Here is a 14,968-nt window from a genome sequence, read left to right on the forward strand (position 1 = left end):
GTGGTGCGGTGCTTGGGCGGCCTACTCAGCCCATCAAGCTGCCTTGCAGTTCTGCGCGCAGGTCGGGGGTGAGCACGGCGCCCGCCCGGTCGACGAGCAGCGCCATCTCGTAGCCCACGAGGCCGATGTCGCACTCGGGATGCGCGAGAACGGCCAGCGAGGAGCCGTCGGACACCGACATCAGGAGGAGAAAGCCGCGTTCCATCTCCACGACGGTCTGGTTGACGCTGCCGCCCTCGAAGATGCGGGAGGCTCCCGCGGTCAACGAGGTCAGACCGGAGGCGACGGCTGCCAACTGATCGGCGCGGTCCCGGGGGAAGCCCTCGGACATCGCCAGCAGCAGGCCGTCGGCGGAGACCACGACCGTGTGGGACACCCCGGGGGTGTTGTCCACGAAGTTCGTGATCAACCAGTTCAGATTCTGTGCCGCCTGGCTCATGGTGCTCAACTAACGCTCCTGCTGGTGAGTGTTGCTGCCCCACTGGCTTTCGGGGGCTCGACCGCCGTTGCCAGTCCCGGGAGCGGGAGTGGCCTGACGGCCTTGCTGGATACCGCGCCGGAGGTTGGTCAGGCGTCCGCGCACGTCGTCGGGTGCCCGCGAGACCTGCGGACCGCCCTGGGGGGCCTGCGGTGCCGCGCCCCCGGGAACCAGATTGGCACGCGGTACGCGACGGGGAAGCCCGGACGGCGTGATTCCGCCGGCCGACGGCTCGCGTACCTGCTCGGCACGCTGCCAGACCTCGTCGTTGGGCGTCGGCCGCCAGGCCGGGGTCTCACGGCGCGGCGGCTGCGTGGGCTGGTAGGACTGCTGCTCGGCCTGCGCCTGCGCCGGGGCCTGCTGCTGGTGCTGCGGCGCCGAGGTACCGGGGCGCTGCGGCTGGTGCTGCGGGCGCGTGGGCTGCGCGGCGACCGGAGCCGGCGCCTGGGTCCGCTGAGCCTGCTGCGGGACCTGCTGCCGGCTGGGAGCCGGGGCGGCGGGCTGCTGGGCCGGGGCCCGGTGCTGGTTCGGCTGGCGGTCCCGCGCCGGGGCCGGCTGCTGCTGCTGGTGCGACTGCGCCTGCTGCTGAGCGGGAGCGGACGAGCCGTTGGCCGCGCTCTCCACGTGCACCTGCTGCATCCGCTCGGCCCGGCCGCTGCGGAACCAGTCCGACTCCAGGGCCTCGAAGATCGGGCTGCGCTCGTCCTCGCGCACCGGGGCCGGCGGCAGTGCCATCGGCTCGGCGACGGCCGGCAGCTGGGGCTCCGCGCCGCGGTTGGCCTGCGGCGCGGGGGCCGGAGCCGGAGCGGGGGCCTGCGGACGCGGCGGCTGGGGCCGCTGCGGCTGCTGGAACACGTCGCTGCGGGTGAACCCGCCCTGCTGGGGCTGGCTCTGCGGGGCGTTGCCGCCCCCGCCGAAGGCAGGGGGAGTGTGCGGGGTGTTGTCGAACTCCGCCCGGGGGGCCGCCGGGGCCGGGGGCTGCTGCGCCGGAACCGGCGCCGGCGGCGCGGCCGGACGCTGACCGCCGACCGGGCCGCGCTGCGGACCGGAGCCGTTCCCGCCGAAGGCGGGGGAGGTGTGCGGTACGTCGTTGAAGTCGGGGCGCTCGAACTGCTGGGTGGAGTCGACGTCCTCGTGTCCGCGCGCCCGGTCGGCCGGGGCCGACACCGGCTGCGGGGCGTTGCCGCCCTGCTGCGGCTGCTCGACCCAGCCCGGGTTCGTCCGCTGCGGGGGCTGGGCCTGGTGACGGCCGCCGCCCTGCGGCGCACCGCCGAAACCGGGGCCGCCCGGGCCGGAGTTCAGTGCCGGGCGCGGCTCGGAGGCCGGCACCTGGCCGCGCTGCGGCGGACGGCCCACCTGGCCGTTGCCCACGGCGGTGCCCTTGCCGAGACCGCCGAGGCCGCCGGGGCCGCCGGGCAGACCGGCGCCACCAGGGCCGCCGGGACCGCCGGGCATACCCGGCTGCTGGCCACGGCCGGCGGCGCCGGGCCTGGCCTTGCCGCCCTGGGTGACGTCCACCGGCAGCATGACCAGTGCCGTGGTGCCGCCGGAGTCGGAGGGACGGAGCTGGATCCGGATGCCGTGTCGCAGGGACAGGCGGCCGACCACGAACAGGCCCATGCGGCGGGAGACGGAGACGTCCACCGTCGGCGGGTTGGCGAGGCGCTCGTTGATGTCGGCCAGGTCCTCGGGGGACAGGCCGATGCCGGTGTCGTGGATCTCGATCAGTACGCGGCCGTCGGGCAGCGCGTGACCGGTGACCCGCACCTTGGTCTGCGGAGAGGAGAACGACGTGGCGTTCTCCAGCAGCTCGGCGAGCAGGTGGACGAGGTCGTTGACGATACGGCCGGTGACCTCGGCGGCGGGCACCGAGGTCAGCTCGATGCGCTCGTACTGCTCCACCTCGGAGGCCGCGGCACGCAGCACGTCGACCAGCGGGACCGGCCGCGTCCAGCGGCGGCCCGGCTCCTCGCCCGCGAGGACGAGGAGGTTTTCGCCGTTACGGCGCATACGGGTCGCGAGGTGGTCCAGCTTGAACAGCGAGGACAGCTGGTCCGGGTCGGCCTCACGGGACTCCAGTTCGGATATGAGGCTCAGCTGACGCTGGATCAGACCCTGGCTGCGGCGCGAGAGGTTGGTGAACATCGCGTTGACGTTGCCTCGCAGCAGCGCCTGCTCGGCGGCCAGTCGGACCGCCTCGCGGTGGACCTCGTCGAACGCGCGGGCCACCTGGCCGATCTCGTCACGGCTGGTGATACCGATCGACTCGACGGAGGTGTCCACGTCCTGCGGGTCGGACTCCGACAGGTGCTTGACCAGCTCGGGCAGCCGCTTCTGGGCGATGTCCAGCGCGCCTTCCTGCAGCCGGCGCAGCGAGCGGATCATGGAGCGGGCCACCACGAAGGCGCCGACGACCGAGATGCCCAGCACCAGCAGGATGATGGCGCCGTTGAGGTACTCCTCCTGCTCGGCCTCGTTCTGAAGCTCAAGTGCCTTCTGCGTCATGTCGTTCAGCAGCTGGGACTCGATCTTCTTCATGATGTCGAGCTTGGTCTGGGCGTTGTCGTCCCAGTCCAGGTAGGAGCCGTCGAGGCTCTTGATGCCGTCCTCGGTCGCGCGGACCCGGTCCTGCTCGTCGTTGACGGTCTTGAGCGTGGGGCTCTTGTCCGCGCTCAGCGGCTCCAGCAGCGCCTCGGCGGCGGCCTTGCCGTAGATCTGGCTGAACTGCTGGAGGGTGGTCTTCTCCGAGATGAACGCGTTGCGGTCGTAGCGCCAGTCGTTCGGCTGGAGGTTCTTGCTGTTGGCGAGAGCGGCGCTGATCATGGCGCGCTGGATGGAGTCGAACTCCTTGGCGGCGGAGAAGGTCGCAAGAGCACGGGTGCTCTTGATCATCTCCTCGCTGCCGGAGGCCTGCGCCATGTCCTCGGAGAGCTGCAGCAGCTGGGTGATCAGCTCGTTGTACTCGGTGACCGTCTGCGCGATGTAGTTCTCGTCGGTGTACGCGTTGTCGCGGATGGTCGTGAGGTCGCCGAGCTGCTTGTTGATCGCGACCAGCGAGGCGCTCACACCGGTGAGGTCCTGGGGGATGCCCTCGTTGCTCGCGGCGATGAAGGCGGTCTTGGCCCGCTCCGTCGCCTCGCGCTTGGCAACGACGGCGTCGTTCTTCTCGTTGCGGCTGGCGCTGTTGAGCGGACCGGCGGAGCTGTCGCGTTCCTCCTGGAGCGCGTTCGCGAGCTTGGTCGCGGTCTCCGTCAGGTCGGTCAGCGTCTGCACGTTGCCGAGCTGCGTGACGTTGTCCAGCGAACTCTGGATACGCAGCGCGCCGAGCGACGTCGCGGCGACCACCGGCAGCGCGAGCAGCGACACCAGCCGAGTGCTGATGCGCCAGTTGCGCATGGCGATGCGCGAGCCGTGCCTGGGGCCCGTGTTCGTGCCACGGACCGGGCCCGCGCTCGTCTGCGCGTCCTTGGTCCCGGCTTCCGCGGGCTCGTCCGGTCGGCGCGGTGTCGGACCGTGATCGGCCCCACCGAGCTGTCCCGGGTCGCTGCCGGCAGCGCCGCCATCCCTCTTGAAACGTCCCTGCACTAGCGTCGCAACCTCTGGACCAGGCGTCCCCCGCGCGGGCGGCGGGACGGTGTCGAGTTTGGCAGGCCCGCCCTCCCCGGCGGGTGCCCTGTTCGCCGCCGCGCTGCGCTCGAACGCGCCCCCTGCGCGCCGGTCGATTGATGCGGCGGTCCGGGGAATTGCAGCACAGTGCGCGAGGCGGCAACAAGGGCCGAGGCCCTTTCGTTGAGAATGAGCGGAATCTGTGACTCAGCGCAGCGGGCGGGTCACCCGTTGTCGGTCGCGGATTCGGGTATATCCCCTCATTTCCGACTCAATTCCCGCGAGTCGCAGGGGGTTCCGGAGGGTCTTCCGGGAGGTGGTCGTGGGTGGATAGTGATGTTTTGAGTCTGATGTCGGATTCGCTGACCTTGATCCACTGTCCGACTCGGGGTGTTTGTCCCGTAGTTCGTGAGCAAAATCACAGCGTGCTCGCCGTATCGCGCGCCGGAAGAGGGGAATGGACGCCACTAATCTGGCGCTTTACAGCATGTTGCAAGCCGTCAATCGGCGCGATAGTGCGCCCTGGAACACCCGAGGTCCGACCGGCCCATGAAGACGACCATGATCATCCGCCCGATAGCCAACCCGCGTCGCACCACCCTCGCGCACCTGAAGGACGCGGAACCGCTGGGCGCGCAGTCGCCGGCCGGTGAGGGGCGGAACACGGACGCCGGGGCCGGGGAGCTCCCCGCGCTGCCCCGGCAGACGGCCAACCCGCGCCGTACGGTCCTGGTCGACCTGCCCGTGGCCGCCGCGGCCGAATAGACGAGAGGCCGCGCCGCCCCCGGGATAACCTGGAGCATCAGTCTCCGGCACCCAGTGAGGGGCAGCAGCTTCCCGTGCGCATCGCCAGGTTCTCCATCGACGGCAATGTCGCCTTCGGCGCGGTCGAGGGCACGGACTCCGTGCCCGACGGCCTCGTCCTCGACATCATCAAGGGCGTCCCGTTCGCCGACTTCGAGCTCTCCGGGACGAAGGTCCCGCTGAGCAAGGTCAGGCTGCTGCCGCCCGTCCTGCCCAGCAAGGTCGTGGCCATCGGCCGCAACTACGCCGAGCACGCCGCCGAGCTGGGCCACGAGGTGCCCGCCTCGCCGTGGGCGTTCTTCAAGCCGTCCACCTCGGTGGTGGGCCCCGGCGACCCGATCGTGTACCCCACCTTCTCCAACGAGGTGCACCACGAGGCAGAGCTGGCGGTCGTCATCGGCCGGATGTGCCGCGAGGTGCCGCGCGAGCGGGTCAAGGACGTCATTCTCGGCTACACCTGCGCCAACGACGTCACCGCCCGCGACACCCAGCGGGCCGAGAAGCAGTGGGCCCGGGCCAAGGGCTTCGACTCCTCCTGCCCGCTCGGCCCGTGGATCGAGACCGGCCTGGACATCGCGGCCGCCTCCGACCTGGCGATCACCGCGACCGTCAACGGCGAGCTGCGCCAGGCAGGCCGCACCAGCCAGATGGTCCACTCCATCGAGGACCTGATCGTCACCATCACCGAGGCCATGACGCTGCTCCCCGGCGACGTCATCCTCACCGGCACCCCGGCCGGCGTCGGCCCGGTCGACGTCGGCGACGAGGTCGCCGTCACCATCGAAGGCATCGGCACTCTCACCAACAAGGTGATCAAGCGTGGCTAGCGCACCCTCATCGAACGTCCGCGTACGTTTCTGTCCCTCGCCGACCGGCAACCCCCACGTGGGCCTGGTCCGTACCGCCCTGTTCAACTGGGCCTTCGCCCGGCACCACCAGGGCACCCTGGTCTTCCGCATCGAGGACACCGACGCGGCGCGCGACTCCGAGGAGTCGTACCAGCAGCTGCTGGACTCCATGCGCTGGCTCGGCTTCGACTGGGACGAGGGCCCCGAGATCGGCGGCCCGCACGCGCCCTACCGCCAGTCGCAGCGGATGGACATCTACGCCGACGTCGCCCGCCGCCTCCAGGCGGCCGGCCACGCGTACCGCTGCTACTGCACCACCGAGGAGCTCGACGAGCGCCGCGACGCGGCCCGCGCGGCCGGCCGCCCCTCCGGCTACGACGGCCACTGCCGTGACCTCACCGCCGAGCGGATCGCCGGGTACGAGGCCGAGGGCCGCACCGCCATCGTCCGCTTCCGGATGCCCGACCACCCCATCACCTTCACCGACCTGGTGCGCGGCGAGCTGACCTTCACCCCGGACAACGTGCCCGACTACGGCATCGTCCGGGCCAACGGCGCCCCGCTCTACACCCTGGTCAACCCGGTCGACGACGCGCTCATGGAGATCACCCATGTGCTGCGCGGCGAGGACCTGCTGTCCTCCACCCCGCGCCAGATCGCGCTGTACGCGGCGCTGAGCGAACTGGGCATCGCCAGGACCGTCCCGGAGTTCGGCCACCTGCCGTACGTCATGGGCGAGGGCAACAAGAAGCTCTCCAAGCGCGACCCGCAGGCCTCCCTCAACGTCTACCGTGAGCGCGGCTTCCTGCCCCAGGGCCTGCTGAACTACCTGTCCCTGCTGGGCTGGTCCTTCTCCGCCGACCAGGACATCTTCACGATGGACGAGATGGTCGCCGCGTTCGACATCAAGGACGTCAACGCCAACCCGGCCCGCTTCGACCTCAAGAAGTGCGAGGCGATCAACGCCGACCACATCCGCCGGCTCGACGTCAAGGCCTTCATCGAGGCCTGCGACCCCTGGCTGCGGGCCCCGCACGCCAACTGGGCGCCCGAGGCGTACGACCAGGCGGCTTTCGAGGCCATCGCCCCGCACGCCCAGAGCCGGCTGACGGTGCTGTCCGACATCACCGCCAACGTCGACTTCCTCTTCCTCGACCAGCCGGTTCACGACGAGCCGTCCTGGCAGAAGGCGATGAAGGACGGCGCGGCCGCGGCCGCCCTGCTGGGTACCGCCCGCGCCGGCCTCGCCGCGGCCGACTGGAACGCCGAGGCCCTCAAGAACGCGGTGCTCGCCGCCGGTGAGAGCCACGGCCTCAAGCTCGGCAAGGCCCAGGCCCCGGTCCGGGTGGCCGTCACCGGCCGCACCGTCGGCCTGCCGCTCTTCGAGTCCCTGGAGATCCTGGGCCGCGACCGCACCCTGGCCCGGATCGACGCGGCGCTGGCGAAGCTCGGCGGCTGACCGCGTATGCCGGTCCGCGCCGTGCTCTGGGACCTCGACGACACGATCTTCGACTACACCGGGACGGAGCGGGCCGGCGCGCTCGCGCACTTCGAGGCCGAGGGCCTGCTCGCCGCGCACGGCGGTCCCGAGCGCGCCCTCGGCCTCTGGCGTGAGGTGATGGAGTTCCACTACGCCCGGTTCGTGTCCGGGGAACTGACCTTCGCCGGCCAGCGCCGCGCCCGCGCCCGGCACTTCCTGGGCCCGGCGGTGCCCGACGCCGAGGCCGACGCGTGGTTCGACCGCTACCGGGCGCACTTCGAAGCCGCCGGCCGGCCCGCCTTCCCCGATGTCGCGCCGGCCCTGGAGGCACTGGCCGCCGCCGGCTACCGGCACGGTGTCCTGTCGAACTCCAGCGCCGCCCAGCAGGAGCCCAGGCTGCGCATGCTCGGTCTGCGCGACCGCTTCGAGGTGCTGCTCTGCTCCGCCGAGCTGGGCTGGGCCAAGCCCGCGCCGGAGGCCTTCCTCGCCGGCTGCGACGCGCTCGCACTGCCGCCGCACCAGGTGGCGTACGTGGGTGACCGGGCCGACACGGACGCGCGCGGCGCGGACGCCGCCGGTCTGACCGGCATCTGGCTTGACCGGGGCCGCCCCGGCGCCGCGCCGGAAACGCCGGACCCGCACCCCGACCTGCGACGTATCACCGGGCTCGCCGAACTGCCCGCACTCCTGGCGGGCGATACCCGTTTTGGAGCCCCGTCTCCCATCGGGTAATGTTCTTCCTGCGCCGCCCGGGAGGGCCGAAAGGCCAGGCCGGAGAGCGTAACCAAACAAAACCCCCCATGTGGGGGTTGAGTTTTGGTGGGGTATGGTGTAATTGGCAGCACGACTGATTCTGGTTCAGTTAGTCTAGGTTCGAGTCCTGGTACCCCAGCGCATCAATTTCGCAGTGCAAGCCCCCGTTGTGTAGCGGCCTAGCACGCCGCCCTCTCAAGGCGGTAGCGCCGGTTCGAATCCGGTCGGGGGTACGGGATCTCTCCTCGCGGAGTGATCCGGCTGGGGCCCCCGTTGTGTAGCGGCCTAGCACGCCGCCCTCTCAAGGCGGTAGCGCCGGTTCGAATCCGGTCGGGGGTACTTGACAGGCCATGGGGTATGGTGTAATTGGCAGCACGAGTGATTCTGGTTCATTTAGTCTAGGTTCGAGTCCTGGTACCCCAGCGCAGTATCCGCAGTAGTACGACATGTGCTTGCCCCCGTTGTGTAGCGGCCTAGCACGCCGCCCTCTCAAGGCGGTAGCGCCGGTTCGAATCCGGTCGGGGGTACGTGAAGCGAAGGGCCCGGCGCCGATGGCGCCGGGCCCTTCGCGCTATCGACGGCCGTGTTCCTGGTTTTCCTGCTTTTCCTGATGTTCCTCGTGTTCATCGGGTTCCTCGTCGCCGAAGCGCCGGTTGGACTCCTCGGCCGCCGCCATCCGGCGCAGCGCGAGCAGTACGGGTTCCGACAGCACCGTCAGTGCCACGGCGGCCTCGACCTGACCCAGGGGAGTGCCGTACGCCTCGATCAAGTCGAGGTCGTGCACGGCCTGTCGGGCCGCCAGCCGGGCGTAGGGGAGCAAATGCCCGCGGGTCACGGGGTATCCGAACCTGTTCATGGCCGCGACGGCCGACACCAGCATCCGGTAGGAGGGCGAGAGCTCACCGACGGCGCGGGTGAAGGGCCAGCCCAACTCGTCCACGAGCCGCTCGACTTCACCCCGCGCGGCAACCGCCGCCGGATCCTCCCGCTCGTCGTCCCGCTCGTCCTCGCGCGTCTCCTGCGGGCCGTGCGGCAGCGCCCAGACCGCGGCCCCGACCCGGGTGTGCTGGTCCAGGGACTCGTCCTCCACCGCCGCCAGCACCTCGCGGGCGGTGGTCACCGGCACCCGGCCGATCTGGATCAGCGCGCGCACCAGGCGCAGCCGGCGCAGATGCCCCTCGTCGTACTCGGCCTGGGTGGCGGTGATCCGGCGGCCGGGCGGCAGCAGACCCTCGCGCAGGTAGTACTTGATCGTGGTGGTGGAGAGCCCGCTGCGCTCACTCAGCTCCGCCAGCCGCATGCTCTTGCACCCTTCCTTGGAGAGTGCAACGATCCAAGCATGGATAGTGCGGCTATCCAATGCTCGGGTCCGTATGTGTCAGCACAGCTCCGCACAGCTTCCGCACGTCTCCGCACGTCTCCGCATGTCTCCGCATGTCTGCGTACAGGGGGGATCCTCATGAGTGCCAAGCCGATTCCGGGCCGCTGGACCGCCGCCGCCGACAGTGATGTCGTGGTCTTCCTGATCGGAATGCGCATCAACCGCTTCTGGGCGGTGCACAACTGGCTCCCGGTCTTCCGTGCCATGCCGCGCATGCTGCGGGAGCTGTCGCAGGACAGCGACAGCGGGCTGCTCGCGCATCACCTGCTGACCGCCGACCCGCGCACGTACTACGTGGTCCAGTACTGGGAGTCCAAGGAGAAGCTGCTCGCCTTCGCCGCCGACCAGGACCGGCTGCACCACCCGGCCTGGGTGGCCTTCAACCGCTTCGCGCGGGCCAGCCGGGGGCGGGTCGGCATCTGGCACGAGACCTATGTGGTGCCCGCCGGCTCCTATGAGTCGATCTACTTCGACATGCCCGCCTACGGCCTCGCGGCGGCCACCGGGGTCATCCCGGTCGCCCAGCGCGGCGAGAGTGCCGAGGAACGTCTCGCGCGGGAGGCGTCGGTCTCCGAGCACTGACGAGGTTCACCGGCGCGCCGGTGACCTTCCGCGGCCACGGCCCTAGCCGTTGCGGCGCAGGGCCTCCGAGAGCCGTCCGGCGGCGTCGATGACGGCCTGGGCGTGCATGCGGCCCGGGTGGCGGGTGAGGCGCTCGATGGGGCCGGAGACGGAGACGGCGGCCACCACGCGGTTGGAGGGCCCGCGCACCGGCGCCGACACCGAGGCCACGCCCGGCTCGCGCTCGCCGATCGACTGGGCCCAGCCACGGCGGCGTACGCCCGACAGCGCCGTGGCGGTGAACCTGGCACCCTGGAGACCGCGGTGCAGCCGCTCGGGCTCCTCCCAGGCCATCAGTACCTGGGCGGCGGAGCCGGCCTTCATGGGCAGCGTGGAACCCACCGGGACGGTGTCCCGCAGCCCGGAGAGCCGTTCCGCGGCGGCCACGCAGATCCGCATGTCCCCCTGGCGGCGGTAGAGCTGCGCGCTCTCGCCGGTGACATCCCGCAGGTGCGTGAGCACCGGGCCGGCCGTGGCCAGCAGCCGGTCCTCACCGGCCGCGGCGGCCAGCTCGGAGAGCCGGGGGCCGAGGATGAAGCGGCCCTGCATGTCGCGCGCCACCATACGGTGGTGTTCAAGGGCGACCGCCAGGCGGTGCGCGGTGGGGCGGGCCAGCCCGGTGGCGCCGACGAGACCGGCCAGGGTGGCCGGGCCGGACTCCAGTGCGCTGAGCACCAGAGCCGCCTTGTCGAGAACGCCGACGCCACTACTGTTGTCCATGCAACGATACTCGCGTCTCACTCTGTGAAACGCAAGTTCAATTTTCCGGAGAAGGCGTCACGCTTGAAACACAACGCAATGGCGCCTCCGCCCCACAAGGGCCCCGCCCGGGGAATCCGGAGAACCAGTGCATCGGACGAGTTGGCCGGCAATGCGGCCGGTCGGAGGGAAAGCGATGGGTAGGACACTCGCGGAAAAGGTCTGGGACGATCATGTCGTCCGGCACGCCGAAGGCGAGCCCGACCTCCTCTACATCGACCTGCATCTGCTCCACGAGGTCACCAGCCCCCAGGCCTTCGACGGCCTGCGGATGAACGGCCGCCCGGTGCGCCGTCTGGACCTCACCATCGCCACCGAGGACCACAACACCCCGACCCTGGACATCGACAAGCCGATCGCGGACCCGGTCTCGCGCACCCAGCTGGAGACGCTGCGCAAGAACTGCGCCGAGTTCGGGGTCCGCCTGCACCCGCTGGGCGACGTCGAGCAGGGCGTGGTGCACGTCGTCGGCCCGCAGCTCGGCCTGACCCAGCCCGGCATGACGGTGGTCTGCGGCGACAGCCACACCTCCACCCACGGCGCTTTCGGCGCGCTGGCGTTCGGCATCGGCACCTCGCAGGTCGAGCACGTCCTGGCCACCCAGACGCTGCCGCTGGCGCCCTTCAGGACCATGGCCATCACCGTCGACGGCGAACTGCCCGACGGGGTCACCGCCAAGGACCTGATCCTGGCGATCATCACCCGGATCGGCACCGGCGGCGGCCAGGGTTACGTCATCGAGTACCGCGGCTCGGCCATCGAGAAGCTGTCGATGGAAGCCCGGATGACCATCTGCAACATGTCGATCGAGGCCGGCGCCCGGGCGGGCATGATCGCCCCGGACCGGACCACCTTCGACTACCTCCAGGGCCGCGACCACGCGCCCGAGGGCGAGGACTGGGACGCCGCCGTCGCGTACTGGAAGACCCTGAAGACCGACGAGGACGCCGTCTTCGACGCCGAGGTCGTCATCGACGCCGCATCCCTGTCCCCGTTCGTCACCTGGGGCACCAACCCGGGCCAGGGCGCCCCGCTGAGCGCCACCGTCCCGGACCCGGCCTCCTTCGAGGACCCGTCGGACCGCATGGCCGCCGAAAAGGCCCTGGAGTACATGGCCCTGGAGGCCGGTACGCCGCTGCGCGAGGTCAAGGTCGACACCGTCTTCCTGGGCTCCTGCACCAACGGCCGGATCGAGGACCTGCGCGCCGCCGCCGCCGTCGTCGAGGGCCGCAAGGTCGCGGACGGCGTGCGCATGCTGGTCGTGCCCGGCTCCGTACGCGTCGCCCTGCAGGCCGTCGAAGAAGGCCTGGACAAGGTGTTCAAGGCCGCCGGCGCCGAATGGCGTCACGCGGGCTGCTCGATGTGCCTGGGCATGAACCCGGACCAACTCGCCCCTGGCGAGCGCTCCGCGTCCACCTCCAACCGCAACTTCGAGGGACGGCAGGGCAAGGGCGGCCGCACCCACCTGGTCTCCCCGCAGGTCGCCGCCGCCACCGCCGTCACCGGCACCCTCTCCTCGCCCTCCGACCTGACTCCTGTGGAGGCCTGACCAGTCATGGAAGCGTTCACCACCCACACCGGCCGGGCCGTCCCGCTGCGCCGCAGCAACGCCGACACCGACCAGATCATCCCGGCCCACTGGCTGAAGAAGGTCACCCGCAACGGCTTCGAGGACGGCCTGTTCGAGGCCTGGCGCAAGGACCCGGCCTTCATCCTCAACCAGCCCGAGCGCGCCGGTGCCACCGTCCTGGTGGCCGGCCCCGACTTCGGCACCGGCTCCTCCCGCGAGCACGCCGTCTGGGCCCTGCAGAACTACGGCTTCAAGGCCGTGATCTCCTCCCGCTTCGCCGACATCTTCCGCGGCAACTCGCTGAAGAACGGCCTGCTCACCGTGATCCTCCCGCAGGCGACGGTCGAACAGCTGTGGAAGCTGACCGAGGCCGACCCCACCGCCGAGATCACCGTCGACCTGGAGGCACGCGAAGTTCGGGCCGACGGCATCACCGCGCCGTTCGAACTGGACGACAACGCCCGCTGGCGGCTGCTCAACGGCCTGGACGACATCAGCCTGACCCTGGGCAACGAGGCCGACATCGCCACGTTCGAGGCGAAGCGCCCCTCTTTCAAACCCCGGACGCTGAGCGCCTGACGCCCGTCTGACCTGGCAGAACCGCAGCGCCCCCGGCCGACCGGCCGGGGGCGCTGCGGTCTGTTCGGCCCGGTCCTGGGCGACAACTCGCCTCAGATGACACAATTGGCGCATGGAACGCGAACACCAACTCATGCTGTACGCGTCCCTCGCTGCCAGGTTGAAGCAGGCCCACACCCGGGTGGCGGGTCTGCAAGTGCCGGAGGAGACCCGGGTTCAGTTGAGCCGGAAACTCCTCGTCATCACCGCCGCGGCGAAGCACGATCTCGCAGGTGCGGCAAGGCGTCTGGATGCTCTGATGAAGGACCTCGATGAAGGCCGATTCCCCGATCAAGGCTCTTCCTGAGCGCCGAGTTCGTTGCGGCACAAGGGTGATTCGCCCGTTTCGTATTTGATTTGCGGTATATATCCGCCTAGCGTGCGAAAAAGCCCGAACCCAATCGCCGGGCAAAGTTCCGAAGGGGAAGACGTGAACAAGGCGCAGCTCGTTGAAGCGATTGCCGACAAGGTCGGCGGTCGGCAGAACGCGGCGGACGCGGTGGACGCGGTCCTGGACGCGATCGTCCGTGCGGTTGTCGCAGGGGACCGGGTCTCGGTCACCGGATTCGGCTCGTTCGAGAAGGTGGAGCGTCCCGCCCGCTACGCCCGCAATCCCCAGACCGGGGAGCGGGTCCGGGTCAAGAAGACCTCCGTACCGCGCTTCCGCGCCGGTCAGGGCTTCAAGGACCTGGTCAGCGGGACCAAGAAGCTTCCCCGCGGCGGCGAGGTCTCGGTGAAGAAGGCGCCCAAGGGCAGCCTGTCGGGCGGGGTGACCGCCAAGGCCACCACCAAGAAGGCCGCGGCGAAGAAGACCACCGCCAAGAAGGCCGCCGCGAAGAAGACCGCGGCCACCGCCAGGACCACGGCCGCCAAGAAGACCGCGGCGGCCAAGACGGACCACCGCCGCGACCAAGAAGGCCACCACGGCCAAGAAGGCCGCCGCCAAGAAGACCACGGCCAAGACCACCGCCCCGGCGAAGAAGGCGACCGCCAAGAAGGCCCCCGCCAAGTCGGCCGGGCGCAAGACGGCGACCAAACGCGCCGTCAGCCGCTGACCGTACCCGCAGGCCGCGACGGGCCGGGCCCCCACCAGGGAGCCCGGCCCGCGCCGCGTGCGCGGGCAGCCTCAGCCCTGGGGGTCGGGGAAGGTCTGCAGGGTCACGAACACCACGTGGCGGGCGTCACCGCTGCCCTCCGTACGGATCCGCACCCGCTGCCCGGCCCGGAGCAGCCGCAGCCCCCCGGCGTCAAAAGCCGCCGCGTCGAAGGGCAGCGGGGTGCCGTCGTCCAGCAGCACGCTGCCGGACCGGCTGTCGGGGTCGTACGTGTACGCGGTCGCCTGCATGCGCTTGAGCCTAGTGCCCGTTCCGGCGCCGGCCGCCGTGCGACGGCACGCGCGGCGGCTCCAGCCGGGCGGCCGAGGCGGTTGTGCGCGGCCCGGCGCCCAGGGCGAGCGCGACGCGCAGATCGGCCGGTGTGTCCACGTCCTGGCGTACGGAGTCCACACCGGTCAGGGTGATCTCCCGGGCCCCGGAGGCGAGGTGCCGGGCCCGGGAGCGGCCGGAGAAGGCGGGAGCCAACGGCGCCGAGGGCGGGGCGGCGAGGAGCGTGGTGCCGATGCCGGCGGCGTCGGCCAGGAAGGCCCGGAGCCCGCCGGCCGCCGCGTCGTCGAGCACGTGGCGCAGCTCCGCGGGGCGCAGGGCGGGGAGATCGGCGTTGAGCGCCGCCACCGCGGCACCCGGCCGCGCGGCCAGGACCGCGGCCGCCCCGTGCCGCAGCGCGGCGTTGAGGCCGGCCGACGGTTCGTCGGGCACGATCCGCGCCCCGAGGGCGGCCAGTTCCGTACCGGCCAACGGGTCGTCGGTGACAACCGTCACGTCCCGCACCGCCGAGCACGCCAGCGCCGCCGCCACCGTGTCCAGCGCGAAGGCCAGCGCCAGCCCGGCCCGCACCGGGCCCGGGGACACCGCGTCGGCCAGCCGGCTCTTGGCCACGGCGAGCGGCTTGAGCGGGACGACGAGGGACCATTCCACAGGTGGGGACACCGAAC

At 71.0% G+C, this 14,968-nt stretch carries 14 protein-coding genes, 5 tRNA genes and 1 pseudogene; 14 read left to right on the plus strand and 6 right to left on the minus strand.

Annotated elements, in window-relative coordinates; all coding sequences use genetic code 11:
• Positions 1-25 precede the first annotated feature (25 nt).
• Positions 26-439 (minus strand): roadblock/LC7 domain-containing protein, encoded by a 414-nt coding sequence (locus RWE79_RS28165; RefSeq protein WP_018562063.1) that lies wholly within the window; start codon positions 437-439, stop codon positions 26-28.
• Between the two features lie 9 nt (positions 440-448).
• Positions 449-4,063 (minus strand): sensor histidine kinase, encoded by a 3,615-nt coding sequence (locus RWE79_RS28170; protein ID WP_475942872.1) that lies wholly within the window; start codon positions 4,061-4,063, stop codon positions 449-451.
• 570 nt (positions 4,064-4,633) lie between these two features.
• Here RWE79_RS28170 and RWE79_RS28175 point away from each other — a divergent pair.
• The 9 genes from RWE79_RS28175 (at position 4,634) to RWE79_RS28215 (ending at position 8,496) form a co-directional block, all read left to right on the plus strand.
• Complete coding sequence (locus RWE79_RS28175; RefSeq protein ID WP_475942873.1) at positions 4,634-4,849, plus strand: hypothetical protein; 216 nt, start codon at positions 4,634-4,636, stop codon at positions 4,847-4,849.
• Positions 4,850-4,923: 74 nt separating this feature from the next.
• Positions 4,924-5,715: a fumarylacetoacetate hydrolase family protein gene (locus RWE79_RS28180; protein ID WP_475942874.1), complete on the plus strand. Its 792-nt coding sequence runs from the start codon at positions 4,924-4,926 to the stop codon at positions 5,713-5,715.
• Entirely contained in the window at positions 5,708-7,195 is a 1,488-nt protein-coding gene (gene gltX, locus RWE79_RS28185) for a glutamate--tRNA ligase (protein WP_475942875.1), read from the plus strand. Before RWE79_RS28180 ends, gltX begins: the two co-directional genes overlap by 8 nt.
• A 6-nt stretch (positions 7,196-7,201) precedes the next feature.
• Positions 7,202-7,948, plus strand: coding sequence for an HAD family hydrolase (locus tag RWE79_RS28190; RefSeq protein ID WP_475942876.1), 747 nt, complete (start codon positions 7,202-7,204; stop codon positions 7,946-7,948).
• Between the two features lie 88 nt (positions 7,949-8,036).
• A tRNA-Gln gene (locus RWE79_RS28195) sits at positions 8,037-8,108 on the plus strand.
• A 21-nt stretch (positions 8,109-8,129) separates the two neighbouring features.
• Positions 8,130-8,202 (plus strand) — tRNA-Glu (locus tag RWE79_RS28200).
• Positions 8,203-8,235: 33 nt separating this feature from the next.
• A tRNA-Glu gene (locus tag RWE79_RS28205) sits at positions 8,236-8,308 on the plus strand.
• A gap of 12 nt (positions 8,309-8,320) precedes the next feature.
• Positions 8,321-8,392 (plus strand) — tRNA-Gln (locus RWE79_RS28210).
• Between the two features lie 31 nt (positions 8,393-8,423).
• A tRNA-Glu gene (locus tag RWE79_RS28215) sits at positions 8,424-8,496 on the plus strand.
• A gap of 44 nt (positions 8,497-8,540) precedes the next feature.
• Here the strand turns inward: RWE79_RS28215 and RWE79_RS28220 are convergent.
• Positions 8,541-9,269: a MerR family transcriptional regulator gene (locus RWE79_RS28220; protein ID WP_475942877.1), complete on the minus strand. Its 729-nt coding sequence runs from the start codon at positions 9,267-9,269 to the stop codon at positions 8,541-8,543.
• A 159-nt stretch (positions 9,270-9,428) separates the two neighbouring features.
• On the opposite strand from RWE79_RS28220, the gene RWE79_RS28225 reads away from it, so the two are divergent.
• A complete protein-coding gene (locus tag RWE79_RS28225; protein WP_475942878.1) occupies positions 9,429-9,932 on the plus strand; it encodes a DUF4188 domain-containing protein in 504 nt (167 codons plus the stop codon).
• A 42-nt stretch (positions 9,933-9,974) separates the two neighbouring features.
• Here RWE79_RS28225 and ndgR read toward each other — a convergent pair whose 3' ends face one another.
• On the minus strand, positions 9,975-10,691 hold the full coding sequence (ndgR, locus tag RWE79_RS28230) for an IclR family transcriptional regulator NdgR (protein WP_127356438.1): 717 nt from the start codon (positions 10,689-10,691) through the stop codon (positions 9,975-9,977).
• Between the two features lie 175 nt (positions 10,692-10,866).
• On the opposite strand from ndgR, the gene leuC reads away from it, so the two are divergent.
• From leuC to RWE79_RS28250, 4 genes and pseudogenes are all read left to right on the plus strand, one after another.
• Entirely contained in the window at positions 10,867-12,279 is a 1,413-nt protein-coding gene (gene leuC / locus RWE79_RS28235; RefSeq protein WP_475942879.1) for a 3-isopropylmalate dehydratase large subunit, read from the plus strand.
• 6 nt (positions 12,280-12,285) lie between these two features.
• Positions 12,286-12,879, plus strand: a complete 594-nt coding sequence (leuD, locus tag RWE79_RS28240) for a 3-isopropylmalate dehydratase small subunit (RefSeq protein ID WP_475942880.1) — start codon at positions 12,286-12,288, stop codon at positions 12,877-12,879.
• A gap of 112 nt (positions 12,880-12,991) precedes the next feature.
• Positions 12,992-13,225, plus strand: a complete 234-nt coding sequence (locus tag RWE79_RS28245; RefSeq protein WP_475942881.1) for an SCO5555 family protein — start codon at positions 12,992-12,994, stop codon at positions 13,223-13,225.
• Positions 13,226-13,348: 123 nt separating this feature from the next.
• Positions 13,349-13,973 (plus strand): annotated as a pseudogene (locus tag RWE79_RS28250) (HU family DNA-binding protein).
• Between the two features lie 71 nt (positions 13,974-14,044).
• Here RWE79_RS28250 and RWE79_RS28255 read toward each other — a convergent pair.
• Together RWE79_RS28255 and cofC are read right to left on the minus strand one after the other, a co-directional pair.
• The gene (locus RWE79_RS28255) at positions 14,045-14,263 is read right to left on the minus strand and encodes a hypothetical protein (protein ID WP_475942882.1); all 219 of its coding nucleotides are present in this window, start codon (positions 14,261-14,263) and stop codon (positions 14,045-14,047) included.
• Between the two features lie 10 nt (positions 14,264-14,273).
• Positions 14,274-14,951, minus strand: a complete 678-nt coding sequence (gene cofC / locus RWE79_RS28260; RefSeq protein WP_475946157.1) for a 2-phospho-L-lactate guanylyltransferase — start codon at positions 14,949-14,951, stop codon at positions 14,274-14,276.
• Between the last annotated feature and the right edge of the window lie 17 nt (positions 14,952-14,968).

It is taken from the genome of Streptomyces sp. RLA131, from assembly GCF_056270125.1.

What these genes read in the sequence shown, in the direction of transcription:
- RWE79_RS28165 (WP_018562063.1), bottom strand. Translation starts at nt 439, where the DNA reads ATGAGCCAGGCGGCACAGAATCTGAACTGGTTGATCACGAACTTCGTG.
- RWE79_RS28220 (WP_475942877.1), bottom strand. Translation starts at nt 9,269, where the DNA reads ATGCGGCTGGCGGAGCTGAGTGAGCGCAGCGGGCTCTCCACCACCACG.
- leuD (WP_475942880.1), top strand. Translation starts at nt 12,286, where the DNA reads ATGGAAGCGTTCACCACCCACACCGGCCGGGCCGTCCCGCTGCGCCGC.
- RWE79_RS28245 (WP_475942881.1), top strand. Translation starts at nt 12,992, where the DNA reads ATGGAACGCGAACACCAACTCATGCTGTACGCGTCCCTCGCTGCCAGG.
- RWE79_RS28190 (WP_475942876.1), top strand. Translation starts at nt 7,202, where the DNA reads ATGCCGGTCCGCGCCGTGCTCTGGGACCTCGACGACACGATCTTCGAC.
- leuC (WP_475942879.1), top strand. Translation starts at nt 10,867, where the DNA reads ATGGGTAGGACACTCGCGGAAAAGGTCTGGGACGATCATGTCGTCCGG.
- RWE79_RS28225 (WP_475942878.1), top strand. Translation starts at nt 9,429, where the DNA reads ATGAGTGCCAAGCCGATTCCGGGCCGCTGGACCGCCGCCGCCGACAGT.
- RWE79_RS28175 (WP_475942873.1), top strand. Translation starts at nt 4,634, where the DNA reads ATGAAGACGACCATGATCATCCGCCCGATAGCCAACCCGCGTCGCACC.
- ndgR (WP_127356438.1), bottom strand. Translation starts at nt 10,691, where the DNA reads ATGGACAACAGTAGTGGCGTCGGCGTTCTCGACAAGGCGGCTCTGGTG.
- RWE79_RS28255 (WP_475942882.1), bottom strand. Translation starts at nt 14,263, where the DNA reads ATGCAGGCGACCGCGTACACGTACGACCCCGACAGCCGGTCCGGCAGC.